This is a genomic window from Methylophilus sp. 3sh_L (assembly GCF_046766015.1).
Classification (GTDB): Bacteria; Pseudomonadota; Gammaproteobacteria; order Burkholderiales; family Methylophilaceae; genus Methylophilus.
In genome coordinates, this window is sequence record NZ_JBKOUF010000009.1 from 68,146 (window position 1) to 88,096 (window position 19,951).

The window sequence follows — 19,951 nt, forward strand, 5'->3', positions numbered from 1 at the left end:
CTTGTTACTCATTATTGTTATGTGAACAAATTAAACATTATTTCGCCTGATGCTTGAATCGCTGCAGCTTGCTGGTGTCGTAGCCCATGGCGCGTATTTTAGTCACCAACTCTTCATAGCGGGCTTGCTCCAAAGTTGGCTGCCTGGACATTAGCCAGACATAATCCCTTTTATTACGGGCAATAATCGTATGCTTGTAATCCTGGTCCAGGTATGCGATCAAATATTCTGACTTAAATGGCCAGACGAATTGCATGCGCCACTCAGCATTGCCTGTTTGCGGAACAATAAAACCAGTGGGGTGATAGACTTTAAGCGGACCGCTAAAGCTGCCCTGGTGAAAGCTGAAAGTCGTCGCAATACTGCCATCGGCATTTTTTTCATAGCGCTCAACCGGATTGTAAGGATCCTTTTCAATAAATGTCGGGATCGCGGCAATCACGTACCAGTCGCCCATGAAACGGTTCAAGTCGACTTCCTCAACCGTTTTTATCGGAGGCAGGGTTTGACAAGCAGTGAGTGAGAAAATACCCATGATACAAATCGCTTTAAAAAGATTTTTCAACATATTGATTAAATGAGTTTATATATGATTTTGTAACCTTCTGGTGTGATTGACTCCAGGCCTACCCATTGCTGTTGCTGATCGTACCAAAGGGTAATTTTCAATTTTTCTTTGCCCTTGTAACGGCCATTGAGGCGGTATTGGTGGGTGAGGGTGGCCTGACCTTTTACCTCTATAGTTTTCACGCCATCATCCGTGACGGTCACATCCAGATATTCCGCGTTTTGCGGGTTAAGTAAACGCGTTTGCTTGAGTATTTCCGGATTCCAGTAGGCGAAGGTCATAACGCAGCCGGGCAGAGTTTGCGTGCTGCCATTTTTTTCAATGACAAACTGATTGTTTTGTAGCGCCCCTTTGACATCGGTGATTTCTTTATTTTCTTCGGTGTGTGCAGTCAATTGAGCCAGGCAGTTGCCTTGCCATTGCTCTTTGGCTTGGTGCTGGTAGCGGTAGGCATTAATAAACAATACTTTTACCTTAAAGTTGGCACGGCTTTGCAGTTGGTTTTGATCCAGACTGAACGTGTGAGTGCCAATTTTTTGCTGATCGAGAAACACCTCGAAAGACCAGTCCTGCGCGTGTAATGGCATCGCCGCCAACATGGCTAGGCCCGCTAAAAGGCACGGTGTTGATAAATGCTTGCTCATTTTTCAACTCGCTTGGGAATCCCGGGAATAAATGCATTGGTGTTGCTGACGTATTCGGCATAGCCGGGGCGGCGGCTATGAATCGTCTGCTCCATCAAGCGCACGCCACTCACCTTGAGTAGTAAAAACGTCATCAACACCGGTGATAGCCACACCCAGTAGCTGCCAGAAGAAGCCGCTAACAGTGCAAATCCCCACCAGATCAGGCATTCGCCAAAATAGTTGGGATGGCGGCTGTAGCGCCACAAGCCGGTATTAAGCACTTGGGTTTCATGCCCGGCTGCAGCTCTGAATCGTGTCAGTTGCATATCCGCAACCGCCTCCCAATATAAGCCGACCACAAATAACAATGCCCCGGCCAGGTCCAGCCAATTCAAGGCTGCGCTGGCTGAGATGGCTGCGAACAGCGGGTAAGAAATGACCCAGGCCAGTAGCGCCTGAAAAGCAAACACGATGTACAGGCTCTTCAGCCAGAAAAAAGGCTCGTTGTTTTTGCGTATGGTTTCGTAACGGTGGTCTTCTTTGCCCCAGTTGCGCCAGGTTAAGAAAATACTCAGCCTCAGCGACCATACGGTCACCGCGGTCAAAACCAGACAAGCACGTATGGAAAAATCGTCTAGGAATATGGCCGTTATATAGGCTGTGATTGCAAAAAACAGGCTCCACATGCTATCGACATGGCTGTAGTGTTTGGTGATGAAACTTAAGAACCAGCCACACAGTGCGAATAAGCTAATCGCAATCAGTGCGTAGTAATAAATCATAAGTGCCCCAAAGCAAAAGACTGGTTAAAGCGATAGCGTAACCACAACATGAGTGGCAACAGGGTAGCCCATTCAAGCCCAAACCACACCAGGCTGTAAATGTTGGGGAGCTGAATGGCTCCAAGGCTTTGCGCTCCTAAATAAGCGAGCGGACCAAATACGGCCCCCAAAATTAGTGCCAAGCCATATTTGTGCTGCAGCCAGCGCATGCTCACGTTCAAGGTGGTGGCAAATCCAAGCCATAAGGCCAGCATCCACAGCGGCAGATAGCCTGGCCAGTGTGTATGGTTTTCAAACAGAATCCATTGCAGCTGGTAGGCATATTGGTCCGCCACGGCACCAAGTAACGCTGTTAATAATAAAGGCAGGGTTTGTGACCAACCCTCGACCAAGGCTAGATGCAGTAAGGTATAAACTAAAACGGCAACAAAAACGGCGGCACTTAAGTCAGCTTTGGCAGACAGCACGCACAACCACCAAATGGCTTGAAAAGAAATAAAATTAAATATAATCAATTTATTATTGGTCATATTTAATACTTAACCTTATCTTTTTGAGAATAAATAATGGCTGACCCACCAGGTCTGGCCGTGGTTGTAGCCGAACAGTTCTGCGCAGGCCATGAAAAAGATCCGCCAGCGCTGGCGCCACATTTCTGCCTCTGCTTTGCTATAGATAGACTCAAGCACTGGCGTCAGTGCCGAATGGTTTTGATCCATGTGTTGTAGCCAGGCATTGGCGGTTTTTTCATAATGCGTCCCATCCCAACGCCATTTGTTTATCAGCTTCAAATCATCCTGAAAATACAAGGGCAAATCATCGCTAGGCATCATGCCGCCGCTAAAGAAATACTGGCTCATCCAATCATCTTCGGCATTCACATCAAATGCATACGGGGTGTAGCGGTGGACAAAGATATGTTTAAAAAATAAACCGCCCGGTTTAAGCCAACGCGCGACCTTGCCATACAGTACCTGATAGTTACGCATGTGCTCGAACATTTCCACCGAAACGATCCTGTCGTAAGTCTGCTCAGTGTCAAACACATTCATGTCAGCGGTCAGGATATGGATATTTGACAGGCCACGTGCTTTTGCCTGCGCCAAAATGTATTCACGCTGTGACGCAGAATTTGATACGCCGGTAATCTGTGATTGTGGATAATGGCTAGCCATCCATAACGTGAGTGAACCCCAGCCACAGCCTAGTTCCAGAATGTGCTGGCCATCCTGCAATTGGGCATGCGCACAAGTTTGCGTTAGCGCAAGCTGCTCGGCTTCATCCAGCGAGCGCGTGTCGGGTAACCAGAAACAACTGCTGTATTTGCGGTTGTGGCCTAAGCAATATTGATAAAAGTCGGCTGGGACTTCGTAATGTTGCGCATTGGCTTTTTCGGGCAAGGGAGCAATCTCTGAATGCGCCATGGCTTGCACAAATTTTGCGAGGTTTGACTGGGCCTGTTCACAATCCTCATCAGAGATCTCTTCTAACCTTGTTTTGCATAAACGCTGTATGCCTTTTCGTATCAATGCATCGGGGAGGTGGCCCATTTCAGACAACTTTAAGGCAAATGTCACAAGTGAAGTCATGATGATAATTATTGTGTTAACTAAATGATCCTAGTATAAGTCCATTCGTCCTTGAGATAAGTTTCATTGATAGAAAACTTTTTATCACATCTAGATGACGAGGCGGGAGCCCCCACTGTTTACCAGTAAATAAACGGTTGGCTCGGCAGAGTGCGTTTTAGGTGTATACTAACCTGTATAGTTAAAAATGTAGTAGGGGTTATCATCATGCGCAATAACAAATTAAGCGTGTTTTCCTTGGTGGCGCTTTCCGCCGTGCTCATGGCATGTACGCATGCCAGCAAACCGCAAAAAACATCTTCTCCCAATGTGGATTGGCCAACCTATGGGATGAATCTGAAGGCCCAGCGTTACTCCTCTTTGTCTCAAATCAACCAGAAGAATGTGCACCAGCTAGCACTTGCCTGGAAGGTTGAAACCGGCGTGAAAGCCACGTTTCAAGCCACCCCGATTGTTGTCGATGGCGTGATGTATGTCAGTCTGCCCTACAATCATGTGCTGGCTCTGGACGCAGTCACTGGCAAGCAGTTGTGGAAATATACGCATGACCGCAAATCAGATTGGCCCATGTGCTGTGGCCCTGCGAACCGTGGGGTGGCTGTGGCAGAGGGGAAGGTTTTTATAGGCACAGTGGATGCAAGGCTGATTGCGCTGGATGCTAAAACTGGCGAAAAACAATGGGATATTGATGTTGCAGCCAATCAGGTGAATACCGAGCATCAGGAAGCCTTGAGCGGAAATGACCCTAACAAAACCCGTAAAGTGACTGGTGGCACCGGCGTGGGGATCGCGATGGCACCAGTGGTTTTCAATCACAAAGTGATGATAGGCATTACCGGTGTCGGCTATGGTTTACATATCGATAATCCGCGCAGCGATGCGCCATTGGGCGCGGTGATTGGCGTGACTGGCCGCTACGGCCGCCCAGGCTTTTTAGCTGCATATGATGTGAAGGATGGTCATCAGGTTTGGCAATTTGATACGATTCCCAAGCAAGGTTGGGAAGGGCAGTTTACGACCCGAACCCCGGACGGTAATCAGTTCCAAAGAGACACCGCAGCTGAGCGTTCAGCGCTAAAAGATTATCCCGACGCTGCAACCTTTGGTGGCGGCTCTGCCTGGAGCACGCCAGCCATCGATACCGCGACCAATACGCTTTATTTTGGGACAGGCAACCCCTCACCGCAAATGAATGATGTATCGCGGCCAGGGGATAATTTGTATACGGTCTCTTTAGTGGCACTGGATACCGAAACAGGTCAATACAAATGGCATTACCAGCAAGTGCCACACGATCTCTGGGGCTATGATCTGGCAAGCCCTCCAGTCCTGTTCGACTATCAATATCAAGGTAAAACCATTGCTGCCGTTGGCCAGGCGAGTAAAACGGGTTGGTTCTATATTCACGATCGTAAAACAGGACAGTTCTTAACTAAATCAGCACCTTTCGTGCCGCAACATAACTTATTTTCCAAGCCAAGCAAAGAAGGCACTGTGATCTATCCAGGCATTCTGGGCGGCGCCAATTGGTCCCCAGTCAGCCTCGATGAAAAAAATCAAAAGGTCTATGTCGCTGCTATGCATAGCCCAATCAAATATACCGTGCACGAAACAACCGTCAATGCTGGCGAAAAGCCTATCCGCTATGCGGCAAGTGAACCGACGGATGATCCGAGGTGGGGCGTGCTTAGCTCAATAGACCTTGCTTCTGGCAAAGTGTTATGGCAAAGAAAAACAACTCAACCGCTGGTTGGTGGGGTTTTGAGTACCGACGGCGGGCTGTTATTTTGTGGAGAAGGCAATGGAACATTTTCTGCATACAACAACAGTACTGGTGATTTGTTATGGCAATATCAGTCCAGTTATGGTGTAAATGCTCCGCCAGTGACTTTTTCGGCGAATAGAAACCAATATATCGCTGTTGTCAGCGGTGGTAATTCATTATTTGGATTTAACCAAGGTGACATTATTTATGTGTTCAAGCTTAATTGAATTAACTAGTCGATATTCATCAAAGAATAATATATATTGATTAATATTTTTATTTTTAATAAAACTTAAATGATTAGTCATAATGGACTATTGTTTAAACAGTTCACTATTAGCATAATTGTTGTAATAGATTTTTTTACTTTGGAGAAGGAAATGTTTAAATCGTTCGTAAAGCTTGTAATGCCAGTCATGGCGATTGCAGCGTCCACCACAATTGCACAAGCCCAAGACTTTGGCCCATATACATCTAGTCAAAGTATTGATTTCACACGCTTAAAAGCCGATGCTGATTTCATTAAAAACACTGGGGCGATCTCGACTCGCGGAGCTTATTTTGATGACACCTATCAAATTAATCTATTGCAAGTATCTGACTTCTCCTACAATATTTCTGAAATCACTGCTGGTGATAATGTAAAGTATGACGTTACATTCCTCAACTTTGGTTTTTACGATTCATTCGGCGACGCTGTGACTACATTGACCAATCTTGCTGCAGGTACATACTTCCTGACAGCAAGCGGTAAACTTGCAGGTAGTGAAGGAGGGGATTTCAATGTTAGTTTCAATATCTCTCCAGTAGCTTCCGTACCTGAAGCTGACTCCTATGCATTGATGTTAGCTGGTTTGGGGTTGGTTGGGATGATTAGTCGTCGCAAAAACAAATAAATTAAGTTTTTTGAGAAGGGGTTGTTTATGAAATATGCCAAATATTTAATTACTGCTTGTCTTTTTGGGTCGTCATTAGCTAACGCAGCATTTTCCATATCAGATGCTGACCTTCTAAGCACAAACAGCAATAACTCCTTCTCCACTGCTCAATCAGCCTTCACCCTTACAGCTGGCAATAGTTACTCCATAAGCGGAGAAATTACAAGTAATGATATTGATTACTACAAAGTAATTATTGAACCATCAAGTTCATTAGTATTGAATATCAAACTTAGTGCGCCTAATATGAATCCAGGCTTGGGTTTATATGATTTCGGAGGTAACTTATTGTCTTATGACACTGAGACAGGCGGAACTCAGTACGCTGCAATACTGAATTATGTTCTAGATCCTGGAACTTATTTTATTTCCGCCGAACGCTCAGTATCCAATAGTCCGAACTTTAATTATCTGATAACTATTGACGTACCGGGTGTTACTCCAGTACCTGAACCTGAAACCCTTAGCTTGCTTGCTGTGAGTGTTTTTGGATTGTTTGGCATACGCCGAACTCGATAGTTTTAGTAGTAATCAATCAAAAGGGCTCATCGAGCCCTTTTTTTATAGAATAAATATCTTTAAGCTTTATAAAACCAATCTTTTTTACGTGCAGTAAATCCTTAAGCATTTATACGCGTTTAAAGGAGAAATTATGTTTTTAACTCCATGGGAGGAATATGTTTTAAACAAGGACTTACCTCGAATGCAATATTTATGTCAATGTGCAGACAGGATGATTGCTGAATTTGTTTATAACTATAATTATTCCGCTCCAATACCCAAAATTTATATTGATGCTTCCGATAGTTTTTATCCGTGTTCTGCACCAGATGGAAAGATTATTTTGCCTCATGGTTTTTTCCAATGGCTTGAAAATCTCGTTGAGTCTTTACCAGACCAAATAACTCCTGAAATAAAAAAGAAAAATGCTGGATTGATGATGATGTTTTGGGTTGTGGCACATGAGTATTCACATTTAGCTCGGTCTCACTTTGAACTTAAAAAAGTGAGACCTGATTTGTACGATGCTTGCGAATATGATGCTGACATGTGCGCCACTGAAGGACTATTTAGACATACACAACATATTCTAGACTCAAGGAAATCTGGCGTTACCACCATAAATAACAAAATTTACTTACTGGTATCTGTATTTTTTTATCTCAGGCCGTTGATTGATAGGGACAAGCTTGAATATGAAAAACATCATAAACCTTTCCATATAAGACTTTGGTGGATTTTAGAAAAACTAGCCTGGATAGATAATTTCGACCCTGTGACAGCCCAGCCGACAGAGGCCTTTGTATCTGAAATTAAGATTTTGATGGATGCATTATATTCTGCTGAGAAGGCTTATATAAAACATAACCAAATTGAAAATAGTTTATTTATAGACTTATTTGTCAGATTTGCAGATACCGTTAAACCATATGCGGATGAGATTAGTAAAAAATGGCAAGAAGCTGCACCTTTTGTTAAGCAATTTCAGCTAATAAAAATTTCAACGTGATGTTTTTCTATTTAACTCGATAAATATTTCAAATTTCAGTTTATCAAATTTCAAAAATTATGAATCTTTAAGTCGGGTATTGTCCGAAATTGAGCCCAATTGGTTATAGATTTTCGATGCTCTGAGGCTTCTTATTTTCCTCCTTTTTAGTTCGTGTAATGTATATTATGTTAAATATTATAGATAAGGTAAAAAGCTTACAATGAGGCTCAGCACGCACTGCCCTTAATGTATTAGCGTTTTTTGAAGCATAGATACCGTCAAAAAAATGAGATTTTCTTTGTTACACCCAAGCACCGCTGAAGGTAGTTTTTCTTTTTGTTTCAATATCCCCGGCTACGCATATAGCCCAATATGCGTGTCTTAATTAATTGTAAACTTACGAATTAATTGCATACATTATTAAAATATAAATATTATTTACATTTTATTGTGGCGTGCTAGTATGAAGTCTCAAGCTATTAATAATAAAGGGGGGAATTAATCATGAGAGGAAATAAACAGCACGAAAAAATACAGGCCAAGTACACACTATTATGGTGTTTAAAAATCGGGGCATTCTTAGGTACTTTTAATCAGCATAACCTTATCAAAGAGTTTAATTTGAAGCCAATTTTTGTGAGACGCTGGGTGTTGGGCAAATTGGTTGTCCCGCAAACGCTTTTGTATCAAGTGAAACATCTTGCTTATGCCCCACCACGTTCTCAAAAATTCAGAAAAGTAAGGGCGCCTTTTAGTGATCAATCTTGTTTAGTTTCTCTTGAGGCTAGGAGTGAATGGAAGTTACGTTTCTTTGATGAGATGAATAGTCGCGCCAAATATAAATTTTGTAAGCGACTAAAACACCTTCTTTAAATTGTTGCCTTCAATTCAATAAGGTGCAATTAAAAAATTTGCCCGCTTTTTGTATCATTTTTCTCGTCTTCAAGCTTTACTGATTAGCTGTAGCATCAATATCCTATTGTTGGAGATGCTACATGCAGCTTTTACCTACACAGGAAATGGTGAAAAAAATATCTGACTCCTGGTCGTTTGTCAGCGGTTCCGCTTTCAACTTCAAGGAGAGCCAGCGCTATACCTTTCACAACCATGACAACCTGATGGCTGTTGTACTCCCGCTTTATATCGATCGTTTACCACAACATGAGTCGATTGCGATTGGATTGATCGTGGATGACGCTGAGGCACAAAAAATTGCATCCCATATGTTTGGATTATCATTTGATGAGTTATCAGATGATGATGTGAAAGATGCCAAAAAAGAAACATGTAATATTATGGGGGGCGGCCTAATCGTTGATAATCACAGCGAATTGGGTTTGCCTACAGAGATTCCTTTAGAAGAATTCTTTGAGCTACAAAAAACAGCGACGTTCAGTCGTTTATTTGTCAGTGATAAGCCAAACGAAGACCTGGTCAATCTAGTGATCTTCGATGTAAATAATCATAAGTTTTCAGGGGTATTTTCATTATGAGCACAATGACGGGTGAAGCCACCAAGTTCTTGATTGTGGATGATAGTCGCGCAATACAAAGTATTATTAAACGCGCGATAGAGGGCTGCAATTATCCAAAACTCGAAATTCAAACTGCCACCGACGCAGAAGCTGCCATGAATATCCTTGAGGGCTACCGCCCTGATCTGATTATCACCGACTGGCATATGCATAAAATCAGTGGCTTGGAATTTTGCCAGCATGTCTGTCAAACGTATGGTAAGAAAATTCCTATCGGCTTTGTGACGACAGAATCAGCTGTTGAAAAGATTGATCAGGCATATCAAAGCGGTGCTAGATTTGTAATTAACAAACCATTTCAAGATATTGATTTAATGTCAAAAATACTGGAGATTATTCCTGTAGGTGGCATAGTTGAAGAGCCTACTTCAGTGCCAGAAAACCTCGCTGGCAGCCATAAAATGCTGGCTGGTATGCTGAAAGGGCAAGCTTTTACATTAGAGCCCTGCCCTCCACTCACCCTGAGCGGTTTAACAGAAAACAATTTTATTGGCTTGTTTGGCGAAAATGGCAAAACACCGCCCGTGAATGCATTGGCAATCATGGAAATGAACGCTGTTGGCATGCTGTGGGCGCTCAATAATGAAAAGCCGGATATGTTTAAAACTCTCATGGCCAGCGGAAATGCAAATAACGACCAATTGGACGAGGCAAGAAGATTCATGGATGAATTTGGTGCCGGAATGTCGATTGGACATAAAAATGGTCCGTTAAAACTGGCTAGGTCAAGTATTGTGAGTAGGCAATTTCCTCGACTTGAGATGTCTTTAAATAGCAATTTAGGCCGGATGGATTACCGTATTCATGTGCCAGACATTGGCACAGGATTTATCACTTATATCAAACTCCTGTAAGGAGAATATGATGCCTTTTACCTGGGGTGAATTGTTAAGTGGCGCTGGCGTGGTCATTAGTGTTGGCGCCGCTTTTCTATTAGTTAAATTGCTCATCAGCAATACCTTGCAACAGGAAAAGTTTTTCAATGCGCTGGGTAAGTGTTATACAGAGCTGGAATCATCAAGTGATCGACTGGATACGCTGTGTACTATCCTCGATAGAAGATTTTCCAATTTTGAAGAAAACCAAAAACAATCAGATCCCTTTTTAATCAATAGCATACAGCGATTTGATAAAGCTGCGCAGGAGATTAGAGATCGCCTGGATGACTTATTACTCTCAGAAGACTCAGATATCAGAATCGCAGAGCGCTTGAGTGAGCCTGTGTTGCAAGAGCTTAATAAGCTACAAACGCATTTGGAACAAATGGCGGGCCAACTGCGGCGCAATAATTACTTATCTGCTGATGAAAATGCTGAAATGGCCGCAATGAGAAAGCGAATTGAAAGCTATCAAAGCATGATGATGAAGGCGAGATCAGAAGCCAAGGAAACAGAAAATGTGATGGCTGAATTACGTCAGGAAATTCAACAGTTGCGTGTTATGAGCAATCGTCCAGTTCAACCCGCAAATGATGCCTCTGCCAGAGAGCTACAGTATCAGCTGGATGAGATGGAGCAGCAAAAACGCAAACTTGAAGAACAGCTTGCCGCATTAAATAACGAAAAAGAGCGTAATGAAATCGAGAAGAAATTCATTGAAGATCGGTTTATGGAGTTATCTTGATAGTCATATAAAACAAAAAGCCACCAATCGGTGGCTTTTTGTTTACGCTCATTAATTAATTAAATGATATCTTAAAGTGGTGGAGCTGGGGGGAATTGAACCCCCGTCCGCAAGCCCTCCACAGACAGTTCTACATACTTAGCTGTGTTGTTTATGTTTAACCAGGCAGCCACCAACGAGCAAGCAGATGACTAGCGAGTTGCCTTAGATTTAATGCCTTACCAAGCAACCCGGTAAAGCACGATCCTCTCTAAATGACGCTGCTGCCGGTTACCCGGCCCGACCGAGAGGCTCTTCGGTGCAGCGTCCGGCTGGATTAAGCAGCCAGAGCGTAAGTTTCGTCGTTTGCGACTATACTTTTTCAGATGGATTTACGAGGGAACCTGAATCCTCGGTATGCCCTGCACTGCTTTGCAACCCACGTCGAAACCGGGTCAGCCCCAATGCACCTGTTGGATTATACGCCTGAATCGGCGGCGAACCAAACTTAAAGGTGCAAGGGTATGACATGGTACAATTTAAAGATGTTCAAAAAAATTGTGATTTTTGGGGTTGGTCTCATTGGTGGCTCAGTTGCATTAGCACTCAAACAGCAGCCGCATGCCCCGCACATTACAGGCGTAGGTCGTTCAGCACAAAGCCTGCAAGAAGCGTTGGATTTAGGGTTGATAGACAGTGCAGAAACAGACGTTTCGCTGGCACTTAAAGAGGCCGATCTGGTATTGATCGCGACGCCCGTTGCGCAGACCCCTACCATTCTAAAAGCGATTCTGCCGTATTTAAGTGATAACACTGTCATCACGGATGCAGGCAGTACAAAGTCAGATGTGATGAGCTATGCAAGTGCAGAATTGGGTGACCGTGTAAACCAGTTTGTTGGCGGCCATCCGATTGCCGGGGCTGAAAAAAGTGGTCCCGCGGCGGCTTTAGCTGAATTATATGTGGGCAAAAACGTCATTCTGACGCCAGATGCAATGACTTCTGCTAAAGCGGTGGAGAAAGTTACCTGGCTGTGGCAGCAATGTGGTGCAGTGGTCTCGCGCATGACAGCGTCAGAGCATGACAGCGTGTTTGCAGCTGTGAGCCATTTGCCTCACCTTCTGGCATTTGCCTTGGTAGAAGATTTGGCTAGCCGTAAAAATTCAGCGCTGCTATTTAAATTTGCTGCCAGTGGTTTCCGTGACTTTACTCGGATCGCCGGCAGTCATCCTGAAATGTGGCGGGATATTGCATTGGCAAACCGGGCTGCATTATTGAATGAGCTTAAATGTTATCAGCAGGCGCTCGCTGAAATGACGGTATTGCTTGAAGCTGGCAATGGTCAGGCATTGCATGATCTGTTTGAACACGCCAGCCGTGCACGCAACGACTGGGCCAAATCCAAAATCCAATAATTCACTTTCGCTTATGGAACAACTGCACTTATCCGCTGCCCGTCATGCTCAAGGCCAGATCACTTTGCCTGGCTCAAAAAGTATTTCCAACCGCACTTTACTGCTCGCTGCTTTGTCTGATGGCGTCACGGTCATCCGGGATTTACTTGCCTCGGATGATACCGCCAGAATGCTGGAAGCATTAACTGCGCTAGGGGTAAAGCTGGAAAATATTTCAGAAAATGCCTGGCAAGTTACCGGCTGTGGCGCAGACTTTCCTAATAAGCAAGCAGATTTATTCCTCGGCAATGCAGGGACAGCATTCAGGCCCTTAACGGCTGCGCTGGCATTCTCAGGGGGGCACTATCATCTGCATGGGGTTGCTCGCATGCATGAACGGCCGATTGGCGATTTAGTGGATGCCTTGCAACAAGTAGGTGCGCAAGTCGCCTACCTTGGCAACGCGGGCTACCCTCCCCTGCAAATTTCTCCGGCAAAATTGGATGTTAGCCAAGCCATCAAAATCAGGGGTGATGTCTCCAGCCAGTTTTTAACAGCGTTGCTCATGGCATTACCACTCACCGGTCAGGCGGCAACCATAGAAGTAGTGGGCGAGCTGATCTCCAAGCCTTATATTGAAATCACACTCAATCTGATGCAGCGCTTTGGCGTGACTGTGCAGCGCGATGGCTGGCAGCGTTTTTACCTCCCGGCGGCTTTGCATTACCAATCGCCTGGCGAGATTTATGTTGAAGGCGATGCTTCAAGCGCCTCTTACTTTATTGCAGCGGGTATCATCGCCGGTGATGTGACTGTTCAAGGTGTTGGCAAGCAAAGCATACAAGGCGACATCCGTTTTGCCGAAGCAGCCAACTTGATGGGTGGCCGTATCAGCTATGGAGACAACCATGTCCGCGCTGAAAACACAGGGGCATTGCGGGCAATTGACCTTGATTGCAACCATATTCCCGATGCAGCCATGACTTTGGCCGTGATGGCCATGTTTGTAAACGGCGATACCGATCAAGCCCGCACCACAACCTTACGAAATATCGCCAGTTGGCGCGTTAAAGAAACAGACCGTATTGCCGCAATGGCGACAGAACTGCGCAAAGTCGGAGCGACAGTTGTGGAAGGTCCGGACTATATTCAGGTGACGGCACCCAAACAGCTGACGCCTCATGCCGTAATTGACACCTATGATGACCACCGCATGGCGATGTGTTTTTCATTACTCAGCCTGGCTGGCATCCCCATCACCATAAATGATCCTAAATGTGTCGCTAAAACCTTTCCCGAATACTTTAAGGTATTTGCGGGCATTGTGCGTGAGTGATTTTCAAGCTGCATAAGCCCATTCATGCTCGTCCGGTTCTATTGCGCTAGGCATGTCCTGCGCATGTTGATGGCGTTGCCAGGCGCGCTCATGAAAATAAAAGACAACGGTATTACAAGCGGGCTCGATGAGTGCCATGAGCCCGCCCACCAGAATACTGCCGGTGAAAAGATAGGCAATGGTAAACGCAACGCTGAAATGCAGCATGGCAAAAGACATGGTTTTAATCATGATGTGCTCCTTATAAACATTGAAGCCATGATATAAAAGACCAAAATCAAAATCCAATTCATTGTTTTTAATTATTTGATAAGTAAAATTTATTATGGATAACTTCCTACCTCCAGTGATTGCCATTGATGGCCCTTCCGCCTCAGGGAAAGGCAGTGTGGCAGAGCGTGTTGCCAATTATTTTGGATTTCATTATCTGGATTCCGGGGCAATTTACCGGCTGTTGGCTTATGCAGCTTTCCAACAAAAGGTAGCCTGGTCGGATGCTGAGCATTTAGCTGAGATTGCCAGTCAGATGCAGATCAGATTTGAACACGGCGAAGCTTATCTGGATGGTGAACAAGTGAGCGCGCATATCCGAACCGAAAACATGGGTAAAGGAGCTTCTGAAGTTGCGGTCCACCCTGCTGTACGCACGGCCCTGTTTCAAACACAACGCAATTTCAGGCAAGCGCCAGGGCTGGTGGGGGATGGCCGTGATATTGGATCAGTTATTTTTCCTGATGCAGGATTAAAGATATTCTTGACTGCCGCAGTCGAAACACGCGCCAAGCGCCGCTATGACCAACTGATCCAGCGCGGAGAATCCGCTGATTACGCATTAATTCTGGCCGATTTGCAGCAACGGGATTTGCGCGACAGCCAGCGCGCGGTGGCTCCATTAAAACAATTGCCAGATGCTATTTTGCTGGATACCACTGACAAGAATATTGAGCAGGCGGTGAATATCATTATCGAAGCATTTAAAAAAGCAACATAAACAGCGTAAAAAATCACATAAGTCATTGAAGCCAATAATTTTTTTGTGTATAGTCTCGGATTCGGGTTGCTCAAGTCATGCTTGGGCAATATTTTTTAAACCTTTTCTATTGTTTGCGCCTGTGCGTGGCAATAGCTCGCTGAGAGATGCCTGTCTTCCCGCGAGTAAAATTGGACAATTTTTTAATGGCTTCTATTTCTAATACATCCTCTTCCATGGAATCTTTTGCAGCCCTCTTCGAAGAAAGCCTGGCCCGCCAGGAAATGCGCGCTGGTGAAGTAATCACCGCCGAAGTAGTATCTGTAGACAATGATTTCGTTATCGTGAACGCCGGCTTGAAATCCGAGAGCGTGATTAACGCCAGTGAATTCAAAAACGCCCAAGGCGAGCTCGAAGTTGCTGTGGGCGACTTCGTTAAAGTAGCGATCGAAAAACTGGAAGATGGTTTTGGTTCTACACAACTTTCTCGTGAAAAAGCGAAGAAAATGCAAGCATGGCTGGATCTGGAAGAAGCCATGAACGAAGGCCGTGTTGTTAAAGGTTTCGTAAGCAGCCGTGTTAAAGGCGGTCTGCGCGTTTCTGTCAGCGGCATCATGGCATTTTTGCCTGGCTCACTGGTAGACATTCGTCCAGTAAAAGACACCACTCCTTACGAAAACAAAGAGTGGGATTTCAAAGTGATCAAACTGGACCGCAAGCGTAACAACATCGTGGTTTCCCGCCGCGCTGTCATGGAAGACACTCTGGGTGCTGACCGTGAAGCCTTGCTGGGCAGCCTGACTGAAGGTGCTGTGATCAAAGGTATCGTTAAAAACATCACTGACTACGGCGCGTTCGTGGATCTGGGTGGTATCGATGGCCTGTTGCACATTACTGACTTGGCATGGCGCCGCGTGAAGCACCCATCTGAAGTGCTGACTGTTGGTGAAGAAGTTGAAGCCAAGATCCTGAAATTCGACCAAGAGAAAAACCGTGTTTCTCTGGGTATCAAACAATTGGGCGACGACCCATGGGTGGCATTGAGCCGCCGTTACCCAGTAGGCACACGCCTGTTCGGTAAAGTGTCTAACCTGACTGACTACGGCGCGTTCGTTGAAGTCGAGCCAGGTATCGAAGGTTTGGTACACGTGTCTGAAATGGACTGGACCAACAAGAACATTCACCCAGGCAAAATCGCTCAATTGGGCGACGAAGTTGAAGTCATGATCCTGGAAATCGACGAAGACCGTCGTCGTCTGTCCTTGGGCATGAAACAGTGCAAACCAAACCCATGGGATGATTTCGCAGCAACACACGCTAAAGGTGACAAAGTCGCTGGCCAAATCAAGTCTATCACTGACTTTGGTGTATTTATCGGCCTGCCAGGTGGCATCGACGGTTTGGTACACTTGTCAGACCTGTCATGGACACAGTCTGGCGAAGAAGCCATCCGCAACTTCAAAAAAGGTGACGAGCTGCAAGCTGTGATCCTGGGTATTGATGTTGAGAAAGAGCGTATCTCCCTGGGTGTGAAACAGTTGACTGAAGATCCTAGCGGCAACAGCGCACCTATCGGTGAAGACAAAGGCGGCAAACCAAAAGCCAAGAAAGCAAAAGCTGACGACGTGATGATCGACGAAGCTTCTGCAGGGACCACTAACCTAGGTGCTTTGTTGAAAGCCAAACTGGACAGCAAAAAATAAGAAGGCTTTAGATCATGACACGATCTGAACTGATAGACCTGCTCGCCCAGCGCTTTCCGCAATTAGTGCTTAAAGATGCTGAGTTATCCGTTAAAACCATCCTGGATGCAATGACGGAAAACCTGGCGACAGGTGAGCGTATCGAAATACGCGGCTTTGGCAGCTTTAGTCTCAACTATCGCCCGCCTCGCTTGGGTCGTAATCCCAAAACTGGCACCAAGGTACAGGTGCCAGCAAAATACGTCCCGCACTTTAAGGCTGGTAAAGAGTTGCGTGACCGCGTAGACGCGATCGAATCTTAATTTTTGTGATTCAGTAGTAAACAGAAAACGGTATCTTCGGGTACCGTTTTTTTTTACCCGTCAGAGTGCGATAGATAGCGCATTCAATAGCGCTTGGGTAAAATGTCATATGTACAAACAAGAGAGCGTTTATGCTGGTTGAATTCGAGTATTGGTGGCTGTTGATTTTGCCCCTGTTTTTTACATTGGGCTGGATTGCAGCCCGCGTGGACATTAAGCAACTGATTGCTGAGTCAACCTCGCTACCAGCCACCTATTTCAAAGGCCTCAATCTATTGATTGCTGACCAATACCATAAAGCTGTGGATGCGTTTAGTGAAGCGCTCTACATGAATAAAGATTCGCTTGAGCTGCACTTTGTCTTGGGCAGCTTGTTTCGTCGAACTGGAGAAACCGACCGCGCGATACACTTGCACTTAAACCTACTTGAAAACTACGAACTTACCGAGCAGCAATCCACTTCGATCAAAGTCGAATTAGCGCAGGATTACTTTAAAGCAGGCCTGTATGATCGCGCAGAAGAGATTTTTCAAACGCTACGGCATACGCGCTATGAACAAGCAGCTTTGCGCCATTTGCTTGAAATCTACGTTAAAGAGCGCGAATGGTCACTCGCCATCGGCATTGCCACCGAGCTAGAGCGCTCATCTGGCGTGTCTTACCGCAAAGAGGTGGCACAGTATTATTGCGAGCTGGCGGCAAGTGCCATGATTGCGCAGGACTGGCCATCGGCAAAAGTACAACTCGAACAAGCACTGGATGCCAATAAAAACTGCGTTCGGGCCAATGTCCTGCTGGGGGATATCGCTGCGCAACAAGGCCATCATTCTGATGCCATCGCGTTCTGGAAGCGTATAGAAATGCAGCATCCTGAGCACCTTGGCCTGGTCGCGCAAAAAATGCTTAAAAGCTATTCTGCTTTGTATGGTGAAGAAGAGAGCGAGAACAGTGGTAAGGTTTCTCGCGGCTTGAAAGAGGGCTTGAGCCAGCTGCATTATTATTTGGAGCTCTATCAGCTGAGTAGCATCATGTCAGTCTTATATGAGGCAACACTGCAGGCTGAAGGTGCAGATAAAGCTGCAAAACTTGCCCGCAATGAATTAATCCGTAAACCCAGCCTTAAATCACTGGATCAATTACTGCAAGCACGTGCCATGTTGCAGGATGAACAGCATGATTTACAACTGATGCAGCAAACTGTTCGCAATGCCATCGGTGACCGTGCTGCCTATTATTGCGACCAATGTGGTTTCCGCGCTAAACAATATCACTGGCAATGCCCTGCTTGTAATGCCTGGGAATCACTCCCGCCAGAGCCGACAGAAGCGACCATCCGTGACATCAAGTTACTCAATCGTAAATAAGTACGCGACTCCCCTTCCTAAACACAAATTGCTTAATAAGACCGTTTATTTATGACAGACAGTAAAATAGTTGTTGCCCTGGATTATGCCGATGCAAAATCGGCCCTTGCCCTGGTAGACCACCTTGATCCCAGTTTGTGTAAATTAAAGGTGGGCAAAGAACTCTTTACCGCCGCTGGACCCAATTTTGTAGAGCAACTGGTAAGCAAGCAATATGATGTTTTTCTGGACCTGAAATTCCATGACATCCCCAATACGGTGGCTAAAGCTTGCCAGGCAGCGGCAAATTTAGGCGTTTGGATGGTGAATGTGCATGCCAGCGGCGGGCAACCTATGATGCAAGCGGCGCGTGAAGGGCTGGATAAAGCCTTTGGTGATCAAGCACCGCTGTTAATTGCGGTCACGGTACTAACCAGTATGGATGCTGCAACGCTGCACTCCCTTGGAGTACAGCGCTCCTTGCCTGAACAGGTGCTTGCATTAGCCACGCTAACGCAGCAGGCTGGACTAGATGGTGTGGTGTGCTCTGCCCAGGAGGCCAGCATGTTGAGAAACGCTCTCGGTGATGCGTTTTGCCTGGTTACTCCTGGCATTCGTCTTAAAGACTCGGCAAAGGATGATCAAACCCGTATTGTTACGCCCGAAGATGCCCTGGCGCTAGGAGCAAGCTACCTAGTGATTGGCAGACCGATTACTCAAGTAGCAGATCCGCTTGTTGCATTAAATGCAATTATTAAAAATATTTAACATTTATTAATAAATTTAATGACCCTAAGCTTCTTATCTCTATTTGTCTCAGTAGAATTAAAAACAGGCGACATGCCTGATTTTTTATACTTATCGATTCTGGAGGACATATGATGAAAACGCTTATGGGGTATCTGATGTATTTTCTTTTATTGCCGGCAGCTTATGCGGTGGTAGATATCAATACGGCAAGTCAGGCGGAACTTGAAAGCCTGAATGGTATCGGTCCGGCCAAGGCGCAAGCCATCATTGAATATCGAAAAAAGAGTGGTGGCTTTAAGTCAGTGGAAGAGCTGGATCAAGTGCCAGGCATAGGCCAGGCAACCTTGGCAAACCTGAAGAAAGATGTAAGCGTCGGCGCCAAGAAAGCAATTGCGGCTGAGGCTAATAAAACCGAAAAAGTAGCAGAGAAAAAGAAATAACTATCTAAATTAAACAAAAAGCACCCTATTGGGTGCTTTTTTTATTTGGCGGAGATAGGAGTAAAGGCTTCAACAGATACATAAGCGACTGCCGTAACTATTGGAAATATATATACAACCGTATGAGGAGTCTATAGCTGACCTTGAGCCATTCCGAGACATCCTCTCACATAAGCGCAAGAAGAAAGATAAAGCCGACTCAAGAGACGCTTGGACTAAAGAGGAAGTATTACTTCTATGGAATAAGGCCAAACTCAAAGGCAAGCAAGACCTTGTAGACCTTATATCCTTGCGGCTTACACTGGAGCACGCATTGAAGAGATATGCAGTCTGAAGGTTGAGGATGTTACCGACAGCGCCTTTAACATTACAGATGCAAAAACTAAAGCTGGGATAAGGTCTATCCCTATCCACAGTAAGATTGAACCTGTAGTGAAGCGTCTTAAGGAAAACTCTAAGGATGGTTACTTGCTGTCTGGCCTGACCTTCAATAAGTACGGCGACAGGTCTAATGCTATAGGTAAGCGATTCGGGACGCTTAAGACGGGCTTGGGCTTCAATAGAGATAAATCCACCCACAGCTTTAGACACTCTCTTATTACCTTCTTGGATGATGCTGGGGGGCAGACAACACACATACAGGATATTGTCGGCCATGAAAAATATGGTACCACGGGCAAGGTGTACAACAAGCCTGCGCCTGTGAGTGTGAGTGTGCTTAAGCAGGATATAGAGAATCTGGTTTATCCGTTGCCTGATTTGGCATAGTAGAATTATTTTTGTAAGCAAATCTCACAATCAACAACAATAAAGAAA

Annotated in this window: 23 protein-coding genes and 1 other RNA gene; 17 read left to right on the top strand and 7 right to left on the bottom strand. The window is 45.3% G+C overall.

Annotated features, from left to right (window positions below; translation table 11 throughout):
- Positions 1 to 37: 37 nt before the first annotated feature.
- The 5 genes from ACIDF8_RS14190 to ACIDF8_RS14210 form a co-directional block, all read right to left on the bottom strand.
- Positions 38 to 469, bottom strand: a complete 432-nt coding sequence (locus ACIDF8_RS14190; protein WP_412011269.1) for a lipocalin family protein — start codon at positions 467 to 469, stop codon at positions 38 to 40.
- A gap of 104 nt (positions 470 to 573) precedes the next feature.
- The gene (locus ACIDF8_RS14195; RefSeq protein WP_412011270.1) at positions 574 to 1,167 is read right to left on the bottom strand and encodes a DUF6134 family protein; all 594 of its coding nucleotides are present in this window, start codon (positions 1,165 to 1,167) and stop codon (positions 574 to 576) included.
- A gap of 41 nt (positions 1,168 to 1,208) precedes the next feature.
- On the bottom strand, positions 1,209 to 1,976 hold the full coding sequence (locus tag ACIDF8_RS14200) for a DUF1295 domain-containing protein (RefSeq protein WP_412011271.1): 768 nt from the start codon (positions 1,974 to 1,976) through the stop codon (positions 1,209 to 1,211).
- Positions 1,973 to 2,506 (bottom strand): DUF2878 domain-containing protein, encoded by a 534-nt coding sequence (locus ACIDF8_RS14205; protein WP_412011272.1) that lies wholly within the window; start codon positions 2,504 to 2,506, stop codon positions 1,973 to 1,975. The genes ACIDF8_RS14200 and ACIDF8_RS14205 overlap by 4 nt, the downstream gene beginning before the upstream one ends.
- Before the next feature lie 15 nt (positions 2,507 to 2,521).
- Positions 2,522 to 3,565: an SAM-dependent methyltransferase gene (locus tag ACIDF8_RS14210; RefSeq protein WP_412011273.1), complete on the bottom strand. Its 1,044-nt coding sequence runs from the start codon at positions 3,563 to 3,565 to the stop codon at positions 2,522 to 2,524.
- A 207-nt stretch (positions 3,566 to 3,772) separates the two neighbouring features.
- Between ACIDF8_RS14210 and ACIDF8_RS14215 the strand changes: the two genes are divergently transcribed.
- From ACIDF8_RS14215 to ACIDF8_RS14250, 8 genes are all read left to right on the top strand, one after another.
- Positions 3,773 to 5,557 carry a pyrroloquinoline quinone-dependent dehydrogenase gene (locus ACIDF8_RS14215; RefSeq protein WP_412011274.1) on the top strand — a complete coding sequence of 595 codons (1,785 nt, stop codon included), beginning with the start codon at positions 3,773 to 3,775 and terminating at the stop codon, positions 5,555 to 5,557.
- Positions 5,558 to 5,626: 69 nt separating this feature from the next.
- Positions 5,627 to 6,226 carry an FxDxF family PEP-CTERM protein gene (locus ACIDF8_RS14220; RefSeq protein WP_412011275.1) on the top strand — a complete coding sequence of 200 codons (600 nt, stop codon included), beginning with the start codon at positions 5,627 to 5,629 and terminating at the stop codon, positions 6,224 to 6,226.
- A gap of 27 nt (positions 6,227 to 6,253) precedes the next feature.
- A complete protein-coding gene (locus ACIDF8_RS14225) occupies positions 6,254 to 6,787 on the top strand; it encodes a PEP-CTERM sorting domain-containing protein (protein WP_412011276.1) in 534 nt (177 codons plus the stop codon).
- Positions 6,788 to 6,920: 133 nt separating this feature from the next.
- Positions 6,921 to 7,778 carry a hypothetical protein gene (locus ACIDF8_RS14230; protein ID WP_412011277.1) on the top strand — a complete coding sequence of 286 codons (858 nt, stop codon included), beginning with the start codon at positions 6,921 to 6,923 and terminating at the stop codon, positions 7,776 to 7,778.
- A gap of 486 nt (positions 7,779 to 8,264) precedes the next feature.
- Positions 8,265 to 8,633, top strand: a complete 369-nt coding sequence (locus tag ACIDF8_RS14235) for a hypothetical protein (RefSeq protein ID WP_412011278.1) — start codon at positions 8,265 to 8,267, stop codon at positions 8,631 to 8,633.
- 122 nt (positions 8,634 to 8,755) lie between these two features.
- Positions 8,756 to 9,253 carry a chemotaxis protein CheX gene (locus ACIDF8_RS14240; RefSeq protein ID WP_412011279.1) on the top strand — a complete coding sequence of 166 codons (498 nt, stop codon included), beginning with the start codon at positions 8,756 to 8,758 and terminating at the stop codon, positions 9,251 to 9,253.
- Entirely contained in the window at positions 9,250 to 10,149 is a 900-nt protein-coding gene (locus ACIDF8_RS14245; RefSeq protein ID WP_412011280.1) for a response regulator, read from the top strand. Before ACIDF8_RS14240 ends, ACIDF8_RS14245 begins: the two co-directional genes overlap by 4 nt.
- Before the next feature lie 7 nt (positions 10,150 to 10,156).
- The gene (locus ACIDF8_RS14250; RefSeq protein WP_412011281.1) at positions 10,157 to 10,918 is read left to right on the top strand and encodes a hypothetical protein; all 762 of its coding nucleotides are present in this window, start codon (positions 10,157 to 10,159) and stop codon (positions 10,916 to 10,918) included.
- A 77-nt stretch (positions 10,919 to 10,995) separates the two neighbouring features.
- Here the strand turns inward: ACIDF8_RS14250 and ssrA are convergent.
- Positions 10,996 to 11,360, bottom strand: a transfer-messenger RNA (tmRNA) gene (gene ssrA, locus ACIDF8_RS14255).
- A gap of 61 nt (positions 11,361 to 11,421) precedes the next feature.
- On the opposite strand from ssrA, the gene ACIDF8_RS14260 reads away from it, so the two are divergent.
- Together ACIDF8_RS14260 and aroA are read left to right on the top strand one after the other, a co-directional pair.
- Positions 11,422 to 12,312 (top strand): prephenate dehydrogenase, encoded by an 891-nt coding sequence (locus ACIDF8_RS14260; protein WP_412011282.1) that lies wholly within the window; start codon positions 11,422 to 11,424, stop codon positions 12,310 to 12,312.
- Between the two features lie 13 nt (positions 12,313 to 12,325).
- Positions 12,326 to 13,627 (top strand): 3-phosphoshikimate 1-carboxyvinyltransferase, encoded by a 1,302-nt coding sequence (gene aroA / locus ACIDF8_RS14265; RefSeq protein WP_412011283.1) that lies wholly within the window; start codon positions 12,326 to 12,328, stop codon positions 13,625 to 13,627.
- 3 nt (positions 13,628 to 13,630) lie between these two features.
- Here aroA and ACIDF8_RS14270 read toward each other — a convergent pair whose 3' ends face one another.
- Positions 13,631 to 13,858 (bottom strand): DUF2061 domain-containing protein, encoded by a 228-nt coding sequence (locus tag ACIDF8_RS14270; RefSeq protein ID WP_412011284.1) that lies wholly within the window; start codon positions 13,856 to 13,858, stop codon positions 13,631 to 13,633.
- 94 nt (positions 13,859 to 13,952) lie between these two features.
- Here ACIDF8_RS14270 and cmk point away from each other — a divergent pair, with 94 nt between their 5' ends.
- From cmk to ACIDF8_RS14305, 7 genes are all read left to right on the top strand, one after another.
- Positions 13,953 to 14,618, top strand: coding sequence for a (d)CMP kinase (gene cmk / locus ACIDF8_RS14275; RefSeq protein ID WP_412011285.1), 666 nt, complete (start codon positions 13,953 to 13,955; stop codon positions 14,616 to 14,618).
- Positions 14,619 to 14,803: 185 nt separating this feature from the next.
- Positions 14,804 to 16,300: a 30S ribosomal protein S1 gene (rpsA, locus tag ACIDF8_RS14280; protein WP_412011286.1), complete on the top strand. Its 1,497-nt coding sequence runs from the start codon at positions 14,804 to 14,806 to the stop codon at positions 16,298 to 16,300.
- 14 nt (positions 16,301 to 16,314) lie between these two features.
- On the top strand, positions 16,315 to 16,602 hold the full coding sequence (locus tag ACIDF8_RS14285) for an integration host factor subunit beta (RefSeq protein WP_018985241.1): 288 nt from the start codon (positions 16,315 to 16,317) through the stop codon (positions 16,600 to 16,602).
- 131 nt (positions 16,603 to 16,733) lie between these two features.
- The gene (gene lapB, locus ACIDF8_RS14290; RefSeq protein ID WP_412011287.1) at positions 16,734 to 17,966 is read left to right on the top strand and encodes a lipopolysaccharide assembly protein LapB; all 1,233 of its coding nucleotides are present in this window, start codon (positions 16,734 to 16,736) and stop codon (positions 17,964 to 17,966) included.
- 51 nt (positions 17,967 to 18,017) lie between these two features.
- A complete protein-coding gene (gene pyrF / locus ACIDF8_RS14295) occupies positions 18,018 to 18,713 on the top strand; it encodes an orotidine-5'-phosphate decarboxylase (RefSeq protein WP_412011288.1) in 696 nt (231 codons plus the stop codon).
- A gap of 110 nt (positions 18,714 to 18,823) precedes the next feature.
- Positions 18,824 to 19,135, top strand: a complete 312-nt coding sequence (locus ACIDF8_RS14300) for a ComEA family DNA-binding protein (protein WP_412011289.1) — start codon at positions 18,824 to 18,826, stop codon at positions 19,133 to 19,135.
- A gap of 285 nt (positions 19,136 to 19,420) precedes the next feature.
- Entirely contained in the window at positions 19,421 to 19,903 is a 483-nt protein-coding gene (locus tag ACIDF8_RS14305) for a tyrosine-type recombinase/integrase (RefSeq protein WP_412011303.1), read from the top strand.
- Positions 19,904 to 19,951 lie beyond the last annotated feature (48 nt).